This window comes from Pseudomonas sp. FeN3W, assembly GCA_030263805.2.
GTDB classification, from domain to species: Bacteria; Pseudomonadota; Gammaproteobacteria; order Pseudomonadales; family Pseudomonadaceae; genus Stutzerimonas; species Stutzerimonas stutzeri_G.
Genome location: CP136010.1, coordinates 2682117 through 2701976 on the forward strand (window position 1 = coordinate 2682117; position 19860 = coordinate 2701976).

At 63.7% G+C, this 19860-nt stretch carries 18 protein-coding genes and 1 tRNA gene; 8 read left to right on the plus strand and 11 right to left on the minus strand.

The genetic code is table 11. The features are described 5' to 3' along the window. Positions 1-103 precede the first annotated feature (103 nt). Genes fdhE through selB form a run of 3 tightly spaced genes read left to right on the plus strand, consistent with a single transcriptional unit; the run spans position 104 to position 4340 of the window. Positions 104-1021 carry a formate dehydrogenase accessory protein FdhE gene (gene fdhE / locus P5704_012780; protein WOF76949.1) on the plus strand — a complete coding sequence of 306 codons (918 nt, stop codon included), beginning with the start codon at positions 104-106 and terminating at the stop codon, positions 1019-1021. After that, complete coding sequence (gene selA, locus P5704_012785) at positions 1018-2427, plus strand: L-seryl-tRNA(Sec) selenium transferase (GenBank protein WOF76950.1); 1410 nt, start codon at positions 1018-1020, stop codon at positions 2425-2427. The genes fdhE and selA overlap by 4 nt, the downstream gene beginning before the upstream one ends. After that, positions 2424-4340, plus strand: a complete 1917-nt coding sequence (gene selB, locus P5704_012790) for a selenocysteine-specific translation elongation factor (protein ID WOF76951.1) — start codon at positions 2424-2426, stop codon at positions 4338-4340. The genes selA and selB overlap by 4 nt, the downstream gene beginning before the upstream one ends. A 215-nt stretch (positions 4341-4555) precedes the next feature. Here selB and P5704_012795 read toward each other — a convergent pair whose 3' ends face one another. From P5704_012795 to P5704_012805, 3 genes are all read right to left on the minus strand, one after another. Beyond that, positions 4556-5665, minus strand: coding sequence for a hypothetical protein (locus tag P5704_012795; GenBank protein WOF76952.1), 1110 nt, complete (start codon positions 5663-5665; stop codon positions 4556-4558). Positions 5666-5727: 62 nt separating this feature from the next. Continuing rightward, on the minus strand, positions 5728-6201 hold the full coding sequence (locus P5704_012800; GenBank protein ID WOF76953.1) for a hypothetical protein: 474 nt from the start codon (positions 6199-6201) through the stop codon (positions 5728-5730). Positions 6202-6450: 249 nt separating this feature from the next. After that, positions 6451-7002, minus strand: coding sequence for a hypothetical protein (locus P5704_012805; protein ID WOF76954.1), 552 nt, complete (start codon positions 7000-7002; stop codon positions 6451-6453). Positions 7003-7194: 192 nt separating this feature from the next. Between P5704_012805 and P5704_012810 the strand changes: the two genes are divergently transcribed. Together P5704_012810 and P5704_012815 are read left to right on the plus strand one after the other, a co-directional pair. Continuing rightward, a tRNA-Sec gene (locus P5704_012810) sits at positions 7195-7290 on the plus strand. 142 nt (positions 7291-7432) lie between these two features. Then, complete coding sequence (locus P5704_012815; protein WOF76955.1) at positions 7433-7750, plus strand: hypothetical protein; 318 nt, start codon at positions 7433-7435, stop codon at positions 7748-7750. Between the two features lie 95 nt (positions 7751-7845). Here the strand turns inward: P5704_012815 and P5704_012820 are convergent, their stop codons facing one another. After that, the gene (locus P5704_012820; GenBank protein WOF76956.1) at positions 7846-8310 is read right to left on the minus strand and encodes a glycine cleavage system protein H; all 465 of its coding nucleotides are present in this window, start codon (positions 8308-8310) and stop codon (positions 7846-7848) included. Beyond that, positions 8307-8681: a DsrE family protein gene (locus tag P5704_012825; protein ID WOF76957.1), complete on the minus strand. Its 375-nt coding sequence runs from the start codon at positions 8679-8681 to the stop codon at positions 8307-8309. Before P5704_012825 ends, P5704_012820 begins: the two co-directional genes overlap by 4 nt. Before the next feature lie 148 nt (positions 8682-8829). On the opposite strand from P5704_012825, the gene cfaB reads away from it, so the two are divergent. Then, complete coding sequence (gene cfaB, locus P5704_012830) at positions 8830-10011, plus strand: C17 cyclopropane fatty acid synthase CfaB (GenBank protein WOF76958.1); 1182 nt, start codon at positions 8830-8832, stop codon at positions 10009-10011. Between the two features lie 40 nt (positions 10012-10051). Here cfaB and P5704_012835 read toward each other — a convergent pair whose 3' ends face one another. The 3 genes from P5704_012835 to P5704_012845 form a co-directional block, all read right to left on the minus strand. Next, positions 10052-10903: a universal stress protein gene (locus P5704_012835; GenBank protein ID WOF76959.1), complete on the minus strand. Its 852-nt coding sequence runs from the start codon at positions 10901-10903 to the stop codon at positions 10052-10054. Positions 10904-10917: 14 nt separating this feature from the next. Beyond that, positions 10918-12405, minus strand: a complete 1488-nt coding sequence (locus P5704_012840) for a SulP family inorganic anion transporter (GenBank protein ID WOF76960.1) — start codon at positions 12403-12405, stop codon at positions 10918-10920. A 290-nt stretch (positions 12406-12695) separates the two neighbouring features. Next, entirely contained in the window at positions 12696-13907 is a 1212-nt protein-coding gene (locus P5704_012845) for an HD-GYP domain-containing protein (protein ID WOF76961.1), read from the minus strand. 203 nt (positions 13908-14110) lie between these two features. On the opposite strand from P5704_012845, the gene P5704_012850 reads away from it, so the two are divergent. Further along, entirely contained in the window at positions 14111-15868 is a 1758-nt protein-coding gene (locus tag P5704_012850) for an ATP-binding protein (GenBank protein WOF76962.1), read from the plus strand. A 184-nt stretch (positions 15869-16052) separates the two neighbouring features. After that, complete coding sequence (locus tag P5704_012855; GenBank protein ID WOF76963.1) at positions 16053-17396, plus strand: sigma-54 dependent transcriptional regulator; 1344 nt, start codon at positions 16053-16055, stop codon at positions 17394-17396. Positions 17397-17608: 212 nt separating this feature from the next. Here P5704_012855 and P5704_012860 read toward each other — a convergent pair whose 3' ends face one another. From P5704_012860 to P5704_012870, 3 genes are all read right to left on the minus strand, one after another. Continuing rightward, a complete protein-coding gene (locus tag P5704_012860; GenBank protein WOF76964.1) occupies positions 17609-18859 on the minus strand; it encodes an RNA polymerase sigma factor in 1251 nt (416 codons plus the stop codon). A 2-nt stretch (positions 18860-18861) separates the two neighbouring features. Then, positions 18862-19218 (minus strand): YciI family protein, encoded by a 357-nt coding sequence (locus tag P5704_012865; protein ID WOF76965.1) that lies wholly within the window; start codon positions 19216-19218, stop codon positions 18862-18864. An 88-nt stretch (positions 19219-19306) separates the two neighbouring features. Further along, a complete protein-coding gene (locus tag P5704_012870) occupies positions 19307-19765 on the minus strand; it encodes an SgcJ/EcaC family oxidoreductase (protein WOF76966.1) in 459 nt (152 codons plus the stop codon). Positions 19766-19860 lie beyond the last annotated feature (95 nt).

The window sequence follows — 19860 nt, forward strand, 5'->3', positions numbered from 1 at the left end:
CCCGTACACGCGGGAATCTTCGGCCCCTCGCATCATCGAAAGCCGAGCGGTAGTCGGTGACGGACTATGCTGTTCGGCACAACCCCACGAAAAGGAGTCCTGCGTGGCAGGCACCATTCTCGAGCCCGGGCAGATCGAAGCCGCTGCCAGCAAACCACCCTTCATCAACCTGCCGCCGCGCGACCTGTTCGCCCGGCGCAGCGAGCGACTGAACAGGCTCGCCGAAGGCCATCCGTTCGCCGATTACCTGCGCCTGCTCGCCGCCATCTGCCAGGCGCAACAGCAGGCGCTGGACAACCACCCCGCCGAACTGCCGGTGGACGCCCATCGCACAGCGGAATGCCTCAAGCACGACCTGCCGCCGCTCGCCGCCGACACGCTGGTGCGTGAAGGCGCCTGGCTGCCGCTGCTGGATGCCTGGCTGGCGGCCTTCGTGGTGCCGGACAACCCGGCCGTAGCCGCTGCCATCGAGCAGCTGCGCGGGGCCGACGGCGGCCAGCGCAAGGCCTGGGCCGTGTCATTGCTCAGCGGCCAGTACGACAGCCTGCCGCCGGCGCTGGTGCCCTTCCTCGGCGCCGGCCTGCAACTGGCCTGGAGCCACTGGCTGCTGCAACTGGACCTCACCAGCCTGCGCGAACGCGAAGACCAGACCCACTGCCCCTGCTGCGGCGCGCCGCCCATGGCCGGCATCATTCGCCATCTTGGTCAGCTCAACGGCCTGCGCTATCTGGTCTGCTCGCTGTGCGCCTGCGAATGGCACTACGTACGGCTGAAATGCAGCCACTGCCGCAGCACCAAGAAGCTCGACTACCTGCACTTCGAAGGCTCGCCCCAGGGCGTCAAGGCCGAGGTCTGCCCGGAGTGCAACAGCTACCTCAAGCAGCTCTATCTCGAACTGGCGTCGGATGGCGAAAGCCTCTCCGCCGACCTCGCCACCCTGGACCTGGACATGCTGCTGGCCGAGCAGGGCTTCCAGCGCCAGGCGCCCAACCTCCTGCTGGCACCGGGGAGCGATGCATGAGCAGCAATCACCTGCCCTCGGTCGACAAGCTGCTGCGCGACCCGGCCTGCCAACCGCTGCAGCAGCGCTACGGCCGCCAGGCATTGCTGAGCACCCTGCGCGACCTGCTCGATGAACTGCGCGAACCGGCCCGCCATGGCCAGCTCGCCGCGCTGGAACTGTCCGAAGCGGTGCTCGCCGGGCGTGCCGGCGAACGCCTGGCCAGCCAGCACCGCAGTCGCGTGCGCCGGGTGTTCAACCTCACCGGCACGGTGCTGCACACCAACCTTGGCCGCGCCCTGCTGCCGGATGAGGCCATCGAGGCGATCACCCTCGCCGCGCGCTATCCGCTCAACCTGGAATTCGATCTCGCCAGCGGCAAACGCGGTGACCGCGACGACCTTATCGAAGGGCTGATCCGCGAGCTGACCGGGGCCGAGGCCGTCACCGTGGTCAACAACAACGCCGCCGCCGTGCTGCTGGCCTTGAACAGCCTCGGTGCACGCAAGGAAGGTATCATCTCCCGCGGCGAGCTGATCGAGATCGGCGGCGCCTTCCGCATCCCCGACATCATGGCCCGCGCCGGTGTGAAGCTGCATGAAGTCGGCACCACCAACCGCACGCACGCCAAGGATTACGAAGCGGCCATCAACCCGCGCTCGGGCCTGTTGATGCGCGTGCATACCAGCAACTACAGCGTGCAGGGCTTCACCACCAGCGTCGCCACCGCCGAACTGGCGCGCATCGCCCATGCCCACGACCTGCCGCTGCTGGAGGATCTCGGCAGCGGCAGCCTGCTCGATCTCTCGCGCTGGGGCCTGCCCAAGGAGCCGACGGTGCAGGAAGCGCTGCGCGACGGCGCCGATATCGTCACCTTCAGCGGCGACAAGCTGCTCGGCGGCCCGCAGGCCGGGCTGATCGTCGGCAGCAAGGCGCTGATCCAGAAGATCAAGAAGAACCCGCTCAAGCGCGCCCTGCGCGTCGACAAGCTGACCCTCGCCGCGCTGGAAGCGGTGCTCAACCTCTATCGCGACCCCGACCGCCTGGCCGAGCGCCTCACCAGCCTGCGCCTGCTCAGCCGTCCGCAGGCGGATATCCGCATTCAGGCCGAACGCATCGCCCCGGCGCTGGCCGCGGTGCTCGACGAAACCTGGCAAGTCGCAGTAACCGATGCCCTGGGCATGATCGGCAGTGGCGCGCAGCCGGTGGCACGCCTGCCCAGCGCCGCGCTGTGCATCCGCCCGCAGCAACCCAAGCGCCTGCGCGGCCGCAGCCTGCGTCAGCTGGAAGAAGCCCTGCGCTGCCTGCCGATTCCCGTGCTCGGGCGCATCGATGACGACGCCCTCTGGCTCGACCTGCGCCAGCTCGACGACGAGCCGGCGTTCCTCGAGCAACTGACGCACCTGCAAGAGGAGCTGGCCCGTTGATCGTCGGTACCGCCGGCCATATCGACCATGGCAAGACCGCACTGCTGCAAGCCCTCACCGGGCAACAGGGCGACCGCCGCCGCGAGGAGCGTGAGCGCGGCATCACCATCGACCTCGGCTACGTCTACGCCGACCTCGGTGAAGGCAGCCTCACCGGCTTTATCGACGTGCCGGGCCACGAGCGTTTCGTGCACAACATGCTGGCCGGCGCCAGCGGCATCGACTGCGTGCTGCTGGTGGTCGCCGCTGACGACGGCGTCATGCCGCAGACCCGCGAACACCTGGCCATCGTCGAACTGCTCGGCATTCGCCGCGCGATGGTGGCGCTGACCAAGATCGACCGCGTCGAGTCGGCGCGCATCGCCGAAGTCCAGCAACAGATCGAAGACCTACTGGCGGACGGGCCACTGGCCGGCGCGCCGATCTTTTCGGTTTCCAGCATCCGCGGCGATGGCATCGACGCCCTGCGCACCGCGCTTATCGACGAAGCCGCGCGCACTGCAGCCCGCAGCGACAGCGGGCACTTCCGCCTGGCCATCGACCGCGCCTTCAGCGTCACCGGCACCGGCGTGGTGGTCACCGGCACCGCCTTTGCCGGGCGTGTGCGAATCGGCGACGAACTGCTGCTCGGCCCCACCGGCAAACGCGTGCGCGTCCGCGGCCTGCACGCGCAGAACCGTGAAGCGGACGAAGCCCATGCCGGCCAGCGCGTCGCGCTGAATCTTGCCGGCGAGCGGCTGGCAGTGGAGCAGATCCACCGTGGCGACTGGCTGCTGCACCCACTGTTGCATGCGCCGACCCAACGCATCGATATCGACTTCCAGCTGCTGCCCGGCGAAGCCCACGAACTCAAGCACTGGACACCGGTGCACGTACACCTCGGCGCCCAGGACGTCACCGCCCGCGTCGCCCTGCTCGAAGGCACGAGCCTGGCACCCGGCGAACGCGCTTTCGCCCAGCTACTGCTGAATGCACCGAGCCATGCGGTGCACGGCGACCGCATCGTCCTGCGCGACCAGTCCGCCCAGCGCACCCTTGGCGGCGGCCGCGTGCTCGACCCTTACGCACCAGCGCGCAATCGCCGCCGTGCCGCGCGGCTGGAACAACTTCGCGCCCTCGACCAGCCGGGCCTGGAGCAGGCATTGCCGCCACTGCTCGCCAGCGCCGCCAATGGCATCGACCCGCAAAGCCTGGAGCGCCAGTTCAACCGCCCGCGTGAAGGCTGGCAGCTACCACATGGCGTACTGGAGATCGGCACTCGGCTCGGCCCACGACTGTTCGATCAGGCCCGCTGGCGCGAACTCGACGCCACCCTGCTCGACTCACTCCAGCGTTTTCACGAAGAACAACCCGACGAACTCGGCCCCGATCGCGACCGCCTACGCCGCTATGCCCTGCCACAACTGGAGCGGCCGGTGTTCATCGCCCTGCTGGAACAGGCATTGGCCGCCGGCCGCATCGAAACCAGCGGCCCCTGGCTGCACCGTCCCGATCACCGGGTGCGCCTGAGCGATGCGGAAGAAGGTTTGAAGGAACGCCTGTGGCCGCTGCTCGAAGCCGGCCACTTCGACCCACCCTGGGTCCGCGACCTGGCCCGCGACCTCGGCGTCGACGAAACGCAGATGCGCAACCTGCTCCGCAAGCTCGCCCGTCTCGGCCTGGTGCAACAGGTGGTGAAAGATTTGTTCTACCCCGAGTTCACCATTCGCCAACTCGCGGGGCATGTATTGCAACTTGAAGCACAAAGCGGCGTGATCCGCGCCGCCGCCTTCCGCGACCGCATCCAGCTCGGCCGCAAACGCAGCATCCAACTGCTCGAACACTTCGACCGCGTCGGCCTAACCCGCCGCTTCGGTAACGAACGCAAAGTCCGCCAGGACAGCGCCTTGGCGATCCAGTCCGGGCTGGGGTAGGCTGGTCGCCGCTTCCTTTCTTACAGCAACACCAGATAAGGAAGGCAATCGCACCCGGTGGTGCGGCCGGGCTTCAAATCCTGTTTTTGCCCTGCCTATCAATGGCCTATGTTGGGCAAAGCAGGTCATTAGGGTCTGCCTTTTTGGTTGTTCCGGCTATCGTTGGGCTATATCGCGCTTTGGTTTCGACACTTTTTCGACACAAAGTCCCCAGGCTATTCGTCGCCTAGCGGCGTGATTTTCAAAGTCCCCGGCAGTGGCTTAGCTATTGGAATTGTTGGCTTCAGCGGAGAAATTTTTGCTATCGATTCAGATAGTGCGCCGAGCAGCTGCATGCATAGGTGGCTGTACTCTAGTGCATCATTACAGTTTTCCACGTCTTTAACGGAATTAGAGAAACGAGCAAAGTCTACATTTTCAAAATAGTCGCCATTATTACGCGCTTCTCTTAGGTTAGAAGCATTTTTAGGAATCGGTAGTTTGATAGCAGGAAGCTTTTCCCCTTGCGGGAGGGGAAAATGTCGGACTACGGCATAGAGCGACTCTCCAGCTTGAGAAAGTGGCGCAGCGTGAACCACGAGATTACGATAAGCTCCGAGTTCGCACAGCCATTGCCCGTTATTTGCGGAAGCATGTAGCTCTTTACCTACTGCATCATTCGGCGGATTCTTTTTAAAATGGCTCATCAATCCACCAATAGACGCGATACTACTTTTGGCTATTTTATTCTCCCCCAAAATTACGGCCGCATAAAACTCACAAAAATAGTCTCGCAGTATGCAAGCATCAATAAGGAAGGATTGAAACGCCATGTAGCATTGAGAAGTATTGCCATCTAAAAACAAAGCTGATTCTTTATAATTCCTAGGCAAACTACTAGCCAGTTGTTTTGCATAGCAGTTAGACAGCTCTCTGACGCGCCATTCACACGCTCTTATCTGATGTGAAAGACGTGAAGCTAGGTCGCACAAAAATCCGTTATTTGCGTCAAAGGCTGAATTTTGTATGAATGACCAATTATGGCCTTGGTCAGCACATAGCCACGCGGGTCCGGTTACTGACGTCACTCGCCATTCCGGCGGCACGAGTCCGCTAGCTTGATCTTGAGTGTGGAAAAAATCGCATCCTACAATAGGAATTCTGAGTTTTTTTAACTCAGAATATAAGGCAGAAAAACTTGCCAGTTTAAGTCTTAGATGTTTGCCGTTAAGTGTAGGTGTTTCCAGATCGACGTACTCATCTATCCCATTAAACGCCCGACCGCCGCCTGCCAAGTGCACTTCTCTAAGCACCTGAGGCCCAACGAAGGATTCAACCTCTTCCAAGTCCTACCCTCATAAGTCTGAACCAATCTAGCTAAACGAACAGCACAGTCTAAGTACCGCCATCACCGATCATCTTTTTCGCGCTCTTTCTTTTTTTCTTTCATCCACTGATCGGCTAGCGACTTATGAAATCGCATAGTTATATCCGCACATCTCTCGTTCAAATACTCAACATCCTCATCAAAAGCATTGAGATTTTTTGCAACACCAAAAACATGAGGAAGAGCACTATCAACATGGGAGCTGATCAAGCTTAATACTAAAACTTGCATATCGTCGACTGGCTCTTGTATTTCTGCCCGAACTATGGCGATTGGTACTTTTATACCTGCCCGAAGATAGCTCACCTGAAAATCTCTGGTTCGGCCAAAGGATAAAAGGTTGGGTTTCTTGCTATCAAAGTAGAATATCCATGTAATAGGCTGCAGCTCGCAGAGAGCCTCGGATATGACATCCCCTTGAACAGTGCCACGTTCAGCATCAGACTTCAGCCTGATGATGATCTTCGGCGAGTCTGGCGGCAAATGGTCGCTCAACCCCGGCGCTATCGTGTATTCAGTATTCGATGACCAGTTACCTTCCCACAGGCTGGATCGATAAAAATACTTGTCTAAAGCCGCCGGGATTTGATCTGAGAAGAAATACAGCGATACGGATAGCGCAGTTATTACAGCGATAATTCCTGCAAAAACCTTACAGATAAATTTAAATGCTTTAATTTTAATTCCCCGAAAACTTCATGCGCAAGACAACCTCGCGCGCCACCCGTTAATTCCTTAAAATATTCAGTTCCGCAAATTTAAATTAACGCTCGATTTACAGTTTCTGCGCGTAATGCTCCCTTCCCCGCCTGGGCAAAATTCGCTGATCCGTCGCTCTTTGCCTACAACTACAATTTCTTTTTGCCGGGTTGGGATCGCTACGGCCGGCTCGGGGATAACCCGAGTAGCCGGAACGATATTGGCTGCCCCCTGCGGAACGTAGTTTTGGTCATTGAAGACGGTTTGCTTGGGTGGCGGTTCTGCCGTACCGGCTTGGGGCTGGGCAGTTTGCGGCTGAGACGTTGCACCTCTTGCGGCCACTTCCTCTACTACCCTATCCCAGTCCTTGGTCGATGCTGGCTCTGCGCGCGTGATCTCGGCGATGGGGGCTGGCTTGGGTTGGATGCGCTTATCGGCGATGCTCTGGGCGGTGCCTTTGAGGAATGACGAACTCGCCATCCGCAGCGCAGCTAGCATGATTACGGTGCCGATCAGCCCTGGTATCAGCCATGCTACGGCTCCCTTGCGCGGGCGCCTTCTGACGTAGTTCGGGGCGTCGCTCCATTCAGCCTTCATATCTCCCTCTCCCTGTCTTCGGCGTATCAATGCCTCTTCGCATCCTTTGCGTTCGGTTGACCTGCTTGTGACCGGCTTCGCAGTTGGCCGATGCTGCCACTAATCGGTGCAGACGTGTTAGCTTTCGTCCTGCCCGCACAACGTTGGCGCCAGTACCCACGGGGAATTACCACGTTGCCTGGCAATCGTGATGGAAGGCAATCGCACCCGGTGGTGCGGCCGGGCTTCAACCCCGGTTGGGGGCGGCAGCCGCTCCCGGGTGGGTTCGACTCCCACTGCCTTCCGCCATTTCGCCTGCCACGCTGCGCTTCTCACCCTCGCAACCACCCTGCGACAGCCTGCCTCACTTCGCAATATCAAAAAGCCATCGCGCTCCAGCGCGAAGCGCGTCACAATTGTGGCTTTTCTTTCCAGGGATAGGAGAGGTGTCGTGGGTTACCCGCCAGATGAGCGCCGTACGTTGCACGCGCTGCGTGACCATATCGATTGCCTGCTGGCTGAAGGTGCATCCCTCGTCGGGCGCGACCCGGTGCAGCTGAGCTTTCAGGGTCGGACGCTGACGGTGCAGCACGGCATGCTGGTCAACGAGAGCGGCCATCAGGATCTGATCGAGACGCTGGCCGAGCTTGAGTGGACGAACAAGCGCACGCGCGATATGGCTATCGATATCTGTATCCGCCAGCTGGATCATGCGATCAAGGCGAGCTGCGCGAAGGTGCTGGACCTGTCGACGCCGGACAAGCCTTGAGCGCGTATCGCGCCGCAATTACCAGGTTTGCCCACAAATCGTTTTTGGGGGTGGAGGGCTGAAACCCTCCACCACTAGCCCGCCTCAAGCACCCGCTATTTCCACTGCAACGCCTGCACATGGGCGTTGTCCGGGTCGAAGTTGTCCAGCCGCATGCGTTCGGCGATGGCGGCTTCGGCGCCTTCACCCAGCGGGAATTGGTCACGCACGGTGGCCCAGTCCGTGGGTTGCAGGCGGACCATCCAGCCCTCCCCGTAGCAATCCTGATTGATCAGCGCCGGACGCTCGAGCAGTGCCTCGTTCACCGCCAGCAGTTCCCCGCTCACCGGGCTGCGCGCCGACGAGGCGGCCTTGGCGAACTCGACCACGCCAAAACTGCGCTCGCGCTCGATGCGGGCGCCGACGCGTTTGGGGGTGAAGGCGAAGATCTGGCCGTAGAGTGCGCAGCCGTAAGCGGTCAGGCCGATGGTCAGGCTGCCGTCGGCCTCCTCGCGCAGCCACAGGCTGTGCTCCGGCGCGTAGCGCAGCGAGTCGGGGAATTCCAGGCCGTGCACATTCATAGGGTCAGCACCCGTTCGTATTCGAGGATCATCTGCGCCAGTTCACCGCCGCTGGAGATTTCATCCAGCTCGGCGATCAGCGTGGCGGGGTCGAGCGGAACCCCGGGCTGGCGGCACATCAGCAAGCGCGCGCCGGCCTGCTTGGCGTTGCGGATGAAGTGCAGCAGCGGCTCGCCACCTGCCACCGCGCGCAGCGTTTCGGCGACCTCGCGGCGTGCCAGCTGCGTGCCCTCGCCGGTGAGGTAGAGGCTGACCTCGGCATCCATGCAGGCCAGCAGCGTGGCGATATGAAAAGGTGCGGCGCAGCGCGCCGGGATGCTGGGGCCGCTGGCGACCAGAATCAGTACGCGTTGTGAATCGTTGTGTTCCATAAGCCCTCATGCGCGGCCCGGCGAGTTAAGCCGTCAAATGCACGTTCGCTGCCGTTCGAACCATAGCGCGAAACTATCATCACCATAGCCTACCGTTTGCGAATTCATGGTCTAGGATTTTCTTCGTGCATGGAAAAGGAGATCGAGCATGTTGGCAACATTGCTACCGGCCCTTAAAGAACTCGCTTTGCCGTTGAAGCTGCAGCTATGGGATGGCAACGAGATCGACATCGGTCCAACTCCCTGCGTCACGCTGGTGATCAAGGATCCCAGCCTGGTCACTCGGCTGAGACAGCCGAGCCTGGATGTGCTCGGCGCGGCCTATGTCGAGGGGCAGATCGACCTGCTCGGGCCCGTGGATGAGGTCATTCGCATCGGCGACGTGATCACCCGGGCGCTGGGCGAGGACGACCTTGCGCTGCCTGCGCGCGAGGCGCACGACAAGGCGACCGACGCTGAAGCCATTTCCTATCACTACGACCTGTCCAACGATTTCTATCGGCTCTGGCTGGACAAGGATATGGTCTATTCCTGCGCCTATTTCGAAACCGGCAGCGAGGACCTGGAACAGGCGCAGCAGGCCAAGCTGCGCCACCTGTGTCGCAAGCTGCGGCTCAAGCCTGGCGAGCGTCTGCTGGATGTCGGTTGCGGCTGGGGGGGCCTGGCTCGCTATGCCGCCCGCGAGTTCGGCGCGAAGGTGTTCGGCATCACCCTAAGCCGCGAACAGCTCGAACTGGCCCGCGAACGGGTGGTCGCGCAAGGGCTGCAAGAGCAGATCACCCTGGAGCTGATGGACTACCGCGATCTGCCGCAGGATGGCCGTTTCGACAAGGTCGTCAGCGTCGGCATGTTCGAGCACGTCGGCCATGCCAACCTGCCGCTGTACTGCCAGCGGCTGTTCGGCGCCGTGCGCCCGGGCGGGCTGGTGATGAACCACGGCATCACCGCCCGGCACATCGACGGCCGCCCGGTCGGGCACGGTGCCGGCGAATTCATCGACCGCTACGTATTCCCCCACGGCGAGCTGCCGCATCTGGTGAACATCAGCAGCTGCATCAGCGATGTCGGGCTGGAAATCGTCGACGTGGAAAGCCTGCGCCTGCACTACGCGCGCACGCTGGATTTCTGGAGTGAGCGGCTGGAAGCGCAGCTGGAGCAGGCCAAACGGATGGTTCCCGAACGCGCGTTGCGCATCTGGCGCCTGTATCTGGCCGGTTGCGCCTACGGCTTCCGCCATAACTGGATCAACCTGCACCAGATTCTTGCCAGCAAGCCGCTGGCCGATGGCTCCCACGAACTGCCGTGGAGCCGGGCGGACCTTTACCGCTGACCGCCGCCGCGCCCGGCGACGGGCGCGCAGCGGTTGGCGATCAGCGCAGCAACAGCAGCGGCGTGGAGGTGGTGCGGATCATGTTGGTGGTGGTGCTGCCGACGAAGAACTGGCGAATGCGCGAGTGGCCGTAGGCGCCCATCACCAGCAGGTCGATACCGTGCTCGGCCTGATAGGCGTGCAGGGTCGGCTCGACTTCACCGGCACGGATGGCGGTTTCCACGTTGAAACCGGCGGCGCTCAGCACGCCACGGGCATTTTCCAGCTGGGCCTGGTTGTCGGCGGTGTCCGCCGCGACCATCACAAGGTGAATCGGCATGCCCTTGAACAGGGGGCTGGCGGCGAGCATTTCCACGCCCTTGCGGCTGGTGGCGCTACCGTCGAAGGCGAGCATCACGCTCTGCGGTGCGCTGAAATCGCTGGCGGCGACCAGAATCGGCCGCTGCATGGTGCGGATGACGTTCTCCAGCTGGCTGCCGATGTGCTGGATGGCATCGCCGCTGTCCTCGCCCTGACGGCCGATGACCAGCAGGCGCGTCTCGTCCTGCAGATCACGCAGGGATTCGACCAGATCACCGTGGCGCTGCCGGCACTCGGGCTGGGCGATACCGGCGGAGATGACCCGCTGGCGTGCCGAATCGAGCATCATCCGGCCCTCTTCCAGCGCCAGCTTGGCGCGCTTCTCGTCCAGCGTGGCCAGCTCCTGCAGAAGGAATTCGCGACTGCCCAGGCCGATGATGCCGCTCAGGTCGCCCGACACCGGATACTGCTGGCGGTCGAGCACGTGCAGCAGCGTCAGGGGCGTGCCCAGGCGCTTGCTGGCCCAGGCCGAATAGTCGCAAACCGCCGCGGCCTGCGGTGATCCGTCGATACAAGCCATTACGTGGGTCATTGTCGTTCTCCTGGTCAGTGGCTCATGAGCTTGTCGATGGCCTCGGGTTTGTCATGCACACCGAAGCGGTCGACGATGGTGGCGCTGGCTTCGTTCAGACCCAGCACTTCGACCTCGGTGCCTTCACGGCGGAACTTGATGACCACCTTGTCCAGCGCCGCCACGGCGGTGATGTCCCAGAAATGTGCGCGGGACAGGTCGATGGTGACCTTGCCGAGCGCTTCCTTGAAATCGAACGCACCGCTGAATTTGTCCGATGAGCTGAAGAATACCTGCCCGATCACCTTGTAGGTGCGCTGATTGCCGGCGGCATCCAGCGCCGATCCGATGTGCAGGTAGTGGCCGACCTTGTTGGCGAAGAACATCGCCGCCAGCAGCACGCCCGCCAGAACACCGTAGGCCAGGTTGTGGGTGAAGACCACCACCACCACGGTGACGACCATGACGATGTTGGTGGAAAGCGGGTAGCGCTTGAGGTTGCGCACCGAATCCCAACTGAAGGTGCCGATCGACACCATGATCATCACCGCCACCAGCGCGGCCATGGGGATCTGCCCGACCCAGTCGCTGAGGAAGACCACCATCAGCAACAGCACCACGCCGGCGATCAGCGTGGACAGACGGGTGCGGCCGCCGGATTTCACGTTGATCACCGACTGGCCGATCATCGCGCAGCCGGCCATGCCGCCGAACAGGCCGGAGACGATGTTGGCAACGCCCTGCCCTTTGCATTCGCGGTTCTTGTCGCTGCCAGTATCGGTCAGGTCGTCGACGATGGTCGCGGTCATCAGCGATTCCAGCAGGCCGACCACGGCCAGCGCGGCGGAATACGGGAAGATGATCGCCAGGGTTTCGAAGGTCAGCGGCACGTCCGGCCAGAGGAAGACCGGCAGCGTGTCCGGCAGGTCGCCCATGTCGGCGACGGTGCGGATATCCAGGCCCAGGTACATGGCCACGGCGGTCAGGCTGAGAATGCACACCAGCGGCGACGGGATGACCTTGCCGAGCTTCGGCACGTAGGGGAACAGGTAGATGATGCCGAGGCCCGCGGCGGTCATGGCGTAGACGTGCCAGGTGACGTTCGTCAGTTCCGGCAGCTGCGCCATGAAGATCAGGATGGCCAGCGCGTTGACGAAGCCGGTGACCACCGAACGCGAGACGAAACGCATCAGCGAGCCCAGGCGCAGGTAGCCGGCGCCGATCTGCAACAGGCCGCAGAGCAGCGTCGCCGCCAGCAGGTACTGCAGGCCGTGCTCGCGCACCAGCGTCACCATCAGCAGCGCCATGGCACCGGTGGCTGCGGAGATCATCCCCGGGCGGCCACCGACGAAGGCGATCACCACGGCGATACAGAACGAGGCATACAGGCCGACCCGCGGATCGACCCCGGCGATGATGGAGAAGGCGATGGCTTCGGGAATCAGCGCCAGCGCGACGACGAGGCCGGACAGCACATCGCCACGGACGTTGGAGAACCAGTTTTGTTTGATCGATTGCAGCATCGGACTATCCAGAGCAAAAGCACCACCATGCAGGCCACGGGCGGCCGGCAGCGATACAAGGCGAGTTTTTGGTGTGATTGATTCGGCTGTCAGTCGACGAAGCGCACGGACAGCAGCGTACGACCGCCCCATGACAGGCAGTCGCAAAGTGACGCGAGGGGGTGGAGCGCTATGGCGGACCAGGCAGCCAGGTCATGGGCATTACCAGCTCTTCTCTGAGCGACTCGCCGGGCGAATCGCATTCGGGGGCGACATTCTAGTCGCATGGCCCCCGTTTTACGACCGCCAATCTAGGTCCAGAGCGCATCGAGGTTGCTGAAGCCCCAGGCGGCCGGGTCTTCGCGGCCGACGATGCGGTCGTTGCACTGTGGGGCTGAGAGGTCCAGTTCCACTGGCACGATCGTCGCGCGGGCGCGTGTGGAATAGAACAGTTTCAGGCGCGGCGCCGTCAGCTGTTGCGCATTGTGTTCGATGACCACGCCGAGCCTCCCCGACTGCAGCCGCACCAGCGAGCCCAGCGGGTAGATCCCTACCGTGCGCACGAAGGCATGCAGGATCTGGGTATCGAAATGGCCCTGCCACTGCGCCATGCGCGCCAGCGAGCCCGAGGCATCCCAGGCCGTTTTATAGGGGCGATCCGAGGTGATGGCGTCATACACGTCGCAGATGGCGGCCATCCGCGCCAGCCGGCTGATCTGCTCGCCGGCCAGCCGATGTGGATAGCCGGTGCCATCCATCTTCTCGTGGTGATGCAGACAGACGTCAAGAACAGCCTCGGACACGGCCGATCCCGCGCCGAGCAGGATCGCATGACCGCGCTCGGGGTGGCTGCGCATGATGGCGTATTCGTCGTCGCTGAGCTTGCCCGGCTTGTTCAGCACATCCAACGGCATGGCCATCTTGCCGATGTCATGCAGCATCCCGGCCATGCCGGCTTCCTGCACTTGGTCCTCGGGCAGACCCAGTTGCCGACCCAGCGCGACCATCAGCGCGCAGACCGCCACCGAATGCATGTAGGTGTATTCGTCCTTGGTCTTCAGCCGCGCCAGGCTGAGCAATGCCGAGCCATTGCGCGCCAGGGATTCGGAAATCTGCTCCACCAGCGGCAGGCACTGTTGCGGATCGACGGCCTTGCCCAACCGCGCCTCGTTAAACAGCGAAGTCACCTGCTGCTTGGAGCGCTTGATCAACTGGGCGGCGCGCTGCATTTCATCCTGAACACTGCATTGCTGCGATTGTGCGGCAGGCCGAGGGGTTATCGGCATGGCTTCGGCGACCGGCTGCGGGGCCTCATTCGCTGGCGGCGTCGCCGTTTCGACATCGACGCCCTTGCCCGTATCGATCCACAGCGCCTTGACGCCGCAATTGCGCAGCGCCTGCAGGTCGGCGGGGTCGGTGAGCAGGAATTTGCTGCGCCAGAAGGAATGATCGAACCAGCTGCCGTCCAGGCCATGGACATACATACCGAAGCGGAGCTGGCTGACAAGGATTTTTCTAAGCAAGGCGGACCTCGACTGGAGCGGCTGGCCGTTCCGTACTAGCGATCCCTGCTGAAGCTGAAAGTAACGCCCCGTAGCATAACAATGATGGCACTATGCCTCTACTGAGCCAGGTCAAAACTTTTTGGTGCTATGGCGAGCCTCGGCAATGCGCCACCGCTGCCGACTATCGCTTACCATCGTCGCGTCCTGTCGCGAGCGTCGTCATGCCAGCACCGTCCAACCGCCTGCGGGTAACCCTGATCGTTGCGCTGATCCTCATCGGCCTGCTGCTGAGCATGTACTGGGCCGGGCGTCTGGCCGAGCAACGCGCCTGGGCCGAGCGCGCCCAGGAGGCTCAGGGCCAGCTGGAGCTCTATGCCCAGGCGATCCACACCCAGGTCGAACGCTTCCGCTCGGTGCCGGCGCTGCTGGCGCTGGACAGCGATATCCAGGCATTGCTCGCCGACCCGGCGAACCGCGCGCTGCGCCGCCAGCTCAACCAGCGCCTGGAACAGCAGAACCACGCGGCCGGCTCCTCGGTGCTGTACCTGCTCGACCGCGACGGCGAGACCATCGCCGCCAGCAACTGGCGCGACTGGAGCAGCTTCGTCGGCAACAACTATGCCTTCCGCCCGTATTTCCGCGATGCGGTGAGCAACGACAACGGCCGCTATTTCGCCGTCGGCGTCACCACCGGCATTCCCGGCTACTTTCTCTCCAGCTCGGTGAAGAACGCCGCCGGCGAGGTGCTCGGCGTGCTGGTGGTCAAGCTGGAGCTGGAAGAGATGCAGCGCGACTGGGTCGGCCAGCCCGGCATCCTGCTGATCGCCGACTCGCTGGATATCGTTATCCTCACCAACCGCCCGGCCTGGCGCTTCCGCTACCTGCGCCCGCTCAGCGACGAGGTACGCAGCCGCCTGGTCGATGCCCGGCGCTACGCCGAACAGACGCTGCAGCCGTTGCCGAGCAGCCGAGTGCAACAACTCGCCGAAGGTAGCGAGCGGCGCCTGGTGGATGGCCCGGACGGTCGTCGCGAATACCTCTGGCAACGCCTGGCGCTACCGGAAGACGACTGGACCCTGCACCTGCTGCACGACCCACAGATGGTGGTCGCCAGCGTGCGCAGCTATCGTCTGGCCGCAGCGGGCGTGTGGATGACCCTGGCCTTTCTGTTGCTCTACCTGGCGCAACGCGGCAAGACCCGCCGCGTCGAACAGCGCAGCCGCAGCGAACTGGAACGCCTGGTGCACGAACGCACCCGCGAGCTGCACACCGCCCAGGACGAACTGGTGCATGCCGCACGCATGGCCGCACTGGGGCAGATGTCCGCCGCCCTCGCCCACGAGATCAATCAGCCGCTGACCGCATTGCGCATGCAACTCGCCAGTCTGCGCCTGCTGCTCGACAGCGGTCGCGACGGCGAGGTGCGCGAAGGCCTCGGTCATGTCGAAGGCCTGCTCGAACGCATGGCGGCGCTGACCAGCCACCTGAAGACCTTCGCCCGCAAGAGCCCGGCCGGGCTGCGCCAGCGCCTGAGCCTGGCCGAGGTGCTGGAACAAGCCCTGCAGCTGCTCTCGCCGCGCATTCGCAGCGAGCAGGTCGAAGTGTTCCGCAAGGTGCCGGCCGAGGCCGCGGTCAGCGGCGATGCCATCCGCCTCGAGCAGGTGCTGATCAATCTGCTGCACAACGCGCTGGATGCCATGGCCGAACGTCCGCAGCGGCGCCTGCGCATCCTCTGCCAACTCAACGGCGATCGCTGGCAACTCAGCGTGGGCGACAACGGCGGCGGTATCGCCAGCGAACATCTGGACCAGGTATTCGAGCCCTTCTTCACCACCAAACCGGTCGGCCAGGGCCTCGGCCTCGGGCTGGCGGTGTCCTACGGCATCGTGCGAGAGATGGGCGGCACGCTGGACGTCAGCAACGACGAGCAGGGCGCGGTGTTCACGCTGACGCTACCGGCTGCCGAAGAGCGCCTCTAAAAACGATCTGCGTTGTCATCGCTGCGTTAAAAACAGGCTCAGAACATGCTCGTTTACAACTTGTGAACTGCACTGTTCTCCCCTGCTTTTGCCTTGCGCTGCCTGACTCGCCGATGTTTTTACAGGTGCCCCGAAGCGCACGCCGCCGAGTAAACTGCCGCGACGCGAGCGCGAGGAGCAGGCAATGGCCGGGCAGGTAATCTTCATCGACGACGAGGCGGCGATCCGCCAGGCAGTGCAGCAGTGGCTGGAGCTGTCCGGCTTTCAGGTGCACACCTTCTCCCGCGCCCGCGAGGCGCTGACCGCGCTGGATCGCGACTTCCCCGGCGTGCTGATCAGTGACGTACGCATGCCCGATCTCGACGGCCTCGGCCTGCTCGAGCAGCTGGTGGCGCTGGACGCCGACCTGCCGGTGATCATGGTCACCGGCCACGGCGACGTGCCGATGGCGGTGCAGGCACTGCGCCAGGGCGCCTACGACTTCATCGAGAAGCCTTTCACCCCCGAGCGCCTGCTGGACAGCGTGCGCCGTGCCATGGACAAGCGCCGGCTGGTCTGCGAGAACCGCCAGCTGCGCGAACAGTTCGCCCGCAAGGGTCGTATCGAATCGCAGCTGCTCGGCGTGTCACGGGCGATGGTCAACCTGCGCCGGCAGGTGCTTGAGCTGGCCGGTACCGACGTCAACGTGCTGATCCGTGGTGAGACCGGCAGCGGCAAGGAACAGGTCGCGCGCTGCCTGCACGACTTCAGCCCGCGCGCCGGCGGACCGTTCGTGGCGCTGAACTGCGCGGCGATTCCGGAAACCATCTTCGAGAGCGAGCTGTTCGGTCACGAGAGCGGCGCCTTCACCGGCGCCCAGGGCAAGCGCATCGGCCGCATCGAACACGCCGCCGGCGGCACACTGTTCCTCGACGAGATCGAAAGCATGCCGCTGGCCCAGCAGGTCAAGCTGCTGCGCGTGCTGCAGGAAAAGACCCTGGAGCGCCTGGGCTCGAACCGCAGCATCGAGGTCGACCTGCGGGTGATCAGCGCGGCCAAGCCGGACCTGCTGGAAGAAGTGCGCGGCGGCCGCTTCCGCGAAGATTTGTTGTACCGGCTGAACGTCGCCGAGCTGCATATCCCGCCATTGCGCGAGCGGCGCGAGGACATTCCGCTGCTGTTCGAACACTTCGCCAGCCAGGCCGCCCAGCGCCACGGCCGTGCCGCCCCGCCAGTGACGCCCGGCGAACTGACGCAACTGCTCGCCCACGACTGGCCGGGCAACGTGCGCGAGCTGATCAACGCCGCCGAACGCCACGCCCTCGGCCTCAGCGCCCCGGCCACGGCGAGCCGCGGCGGCCATTCGCTGGCCGAACAGATGGAAGCCTTCGAGGCGCAATGCCTGCACAACGCCCTGCAACAGTGCAAAGGCAACATCGCCGAGGTCATGACCCAGCTGCAGCTGCCGCGCCGCACCCTCAACGAGAAGATGCAGCGCCACGGTCTGAGCCGCAGCGATTACTTGCCGGCGGGCAGCACCGAGACCTGAGCAGCCGTCACGCAGGAGTGGAAGCCACCAGCCCCTGAAGGCCAAGCGCTGCGCATTCAGCTTCGCTTTCCGCACGACTCGCGCAAGCGGCCTTGGCCACGAAGCGCGTGCCCCGGCGCGGGCTGGGCTAAAGGCTTGCCTAGATGTGATTACACCGCGCGCCGCGCGCCTTTCGCGGTCAAGACCGCTCCCACAATGGGTTCTGGATACAGTCAGTCGCCCAGCTCGTCCAGCTCGTCCAGCTGGCGCTGCAGGAAACGCCGCTCCGGCTCCAGCTGTACCAGGCGCAGCGCGCTGCGATAGGCCTCGCAGGCCTCGTCGATGCGCGCCAGCCGGCGCAATAGATCGGCGCGGGTTGCGTGGCTGAGGTGATAGTCCTGCAGTTCACCGCGCCCCAGCAGCTCATCCACCAACAGCAGACCGGCCTCGGGACCATCGCGCATGGCCACGGCCACCGCGCGGTTCAGTTCCACCACCGGCGACGCGCTCAACTGCAGCAGCACATCGTAGAGCCGCACGATCTGCGGCCAGTCGGTCTGCGCGGCGCCCGGCGCTTCGGCATGCACGGCGACGATGGCGGCCTGCAGCGCGTAGGCGCCGAACGCGCGACTGGTCAGCGCCAGCTGCACCAGCTGCGATCCTTCGGCGATCTGCTGGCGGTTCCACAGGCTGCGGTCCTGCTCGTCCAGCCGCACCAGTTCGCCGGTTGCATCGGTACGCGCAGCCCGGCGGGCATCGTGCAGCAGCATCAGTGCCAGCAGCCCCATCACTTCGGCGTTGGGCAACAGCTCGAGGAGCAGTCGGCCCAGGCGAATCGCCTCGGCACAGAGGTCGGCGCGGGTCAGCTCGGCGCCGGCGGAAGCCGTGTAGCCCTCGTTGAACACCAGATAGACCACCCGCAGCACGCTCTCCAGCCGCGCCGGCAACTCGTCGCGCTCGGGCACCCGATAGGGCAGCTGGGCGTCACGGATCTTCGCCTTGGCCCGCACGATGCGCTGGGCGACGGTGGCCGGCGGGGCGAGAAAGGCGCGGGCGATCTCCTCGGTGGTCAGGTCGCAGACTTCACGCAGGGTCAGTGCCACGCGGCTATCGGCCGGCAGGGCCGGATGACAGCAGGTGAAGATCAGCCGCAGACGGTCGTCTTCCATCTCATCGACCTCCACTGCCTGCGCCGCGTCCTCCAGCTGTTCGGCCAGCAGCCGCAACGAGGCATCGAAGCGTGCCCGGCGGCGCAGAGCGTCGATGGCCTTGAAGCGGCCGGCGGAAACCAGCCAGGCGCGCGGATTGTCCGGAACGCCATCGCGTGGCCACTGCTGCAAGGCCGCGGTGAAGGCATCGTGCAGGGCCTCTTCGGCGCGATCGAAGTCGCCCAGCAGACGGATCAGCGTGGCCAGCACGCGACGCGATTCGCTGCGGTAGACCGCCTCGACCCGCGCCGCCGTGAAATGTCCGGTCAGCGGCATGCTCAGCGCTGCGGCAGCTGGCGCAGCGGCCGGACCTCGACGCAGCCAAGGCTGGCCGGCGGAATCTTCGCCGCGATGGCCTCGGCCTCCTGCTGGTCGGCCGCCTCGATCAGGTAGAAGCCCGCCAGCTGCTCGCGGGTTTCGGCGAACGGGCCGTCGACCACCGAGGTGACGCCGTCACGCACACGCACCGTGCGCGCGGTACGCACCGACTGCAGCGGTTCGCCGGCGAGCATGTGGCCGCTGGCACGCAGCTCCTCGGCACAACTCAGGCAGCGCGCGACCAGCGCATGCCACTGCTCGTCGGTCATCGCATCCACACGCTGTTCGTCGTAATAGATCAGGCACAGGTAATTCATGGCGGGGCTCCGGCTGCCGGCAACGCAGCAAAGCTAGCAGCCATTGAACGACCTCGCCCGAGCGCGCGACGAAGACCGCGGGCCAGCCTCAACCGGTCTGTTGCTGCGATGGCGTCTGATCCATGCATACCTGGCCGGTCTGCATATCGAAGGGCATCGAGAAATGCTCGTGGATCACCTTCCACTCGCCATCGCGCCGCGTCCAGACCCGCGTGCCGCGCATCCAGGCCGTTTGCATCTCGCCTTCGGCATTGGGGCCGCCACAGTGGGTAAGCATGCGGCTGCAGGCCAGCTCGCCGCCGACATCCACATGCAGCTCATGGGTCTCGAAGAAGCCTTCGCCCTGACAGAACTCGAAGCAGCGCTGCCAGTGCGCCAGGTACGCGTCGACGCCCTTGAATTGCAGCGCGCCAACCGCATCGAAGGCGACTACGTCGTCGGCGTACTGCGCCATGATCCGCTCGAGATCCTTGGCTTTGGTGGCTTGTTCGAACGTTTCGTGCAGCTGGCGAATGGCGCTCTCGTCCTGGCTGTTCTGGTTGTTCATGTCCGTCTCCTCTGATCGGGTTGAACGGGAGGTTCACCAGCTAGTCGTCCGGTGACATCCAGAATCGACAGACTCAATCAGTTTTTTCTGCGAAA

Bases quoted from the DNA above. Each gene is read 5' to 3' on its own strand.
- selA (WOF76950.1), top strand. From the start codon at position 1,018: ATGAGCAGCAATCACCTGCCCTCGGTCGACAAGCTGCTGCGCGACCCG.
- P5704_012805 (WOF76954.1), bottom strand. From the start codon at position 7,002: ATGAAGGCTGAATGGAGCGACGCCCCGAACTACGTCAGAAGGCGCCCG.
- P5704_012820 (WOF76956.1), bottom strand. From the start codon at position 8,310: ATGAATGTGCACGGCCTGGAATTCCCCGACTCGCTGCGCTACGCGCCG.
- P5704_012825 (WOF76957.1), bottom strand. From the start codon at position 8,681: ATGGAACACAACGATTCACAACGCGTACTGATTCTGGTCGCCAGCGGC.
- cfaB (WOF76958.1), top strand. From the start codon at position 8,830: ATGTTGGCAACATTGCTACCGGCCCTTAAAGAACTCGCTTTGCCGTTG.
- P5704_012835 (WOF76959.1), bottom strand. From the start codon at position 10,903: ATGACCCACGTAATGGCTTGTATCGACGGATCACCGCAGGCCGCGGCG.
- P5704_012840 (WOF76960.1), bottom strand. From the start codon at position 12,405: ATGCTGCAATCGATCAAACAAAACTGGTTCTCCAACGTCCGTGGCGAT.
- P5704_012850 (WOF76962.1), top strand. From the start codon at position 14,111: ATGCCAGCACCGTCCAACCGCCTGCGGGTAACCCTGATCGTTGCGCTG.
- P5704_012855 (WOF76963.1), top strand. From the start codon at position 16,053: ATGGCCGGGCAGGTAATCTTCATCGACGACGAGGCGGCGATCCGCCAG.
- P5704_012860 (WOF76964.1), bottom strand. From the start codon at position 18,859: ATGCCGCTGACCGGACATTTCACGGCGGCGCGGGTCGAGGCGGTCTAC.
- P5704_012865 (WOF76965.1), bottom strand. From the start codon at position 19,218: ATGAATTACCTGTGCCTGATCTATTACGACGAACAGCGTGTGGATGCG.
- P5704_012870 (WOF76966.1), bottom strand. From the start codon at position 19,765: ATGAACAACCAGAACAGCCAGGACGAGAGCGCCATTCGCCAGCTGCAC.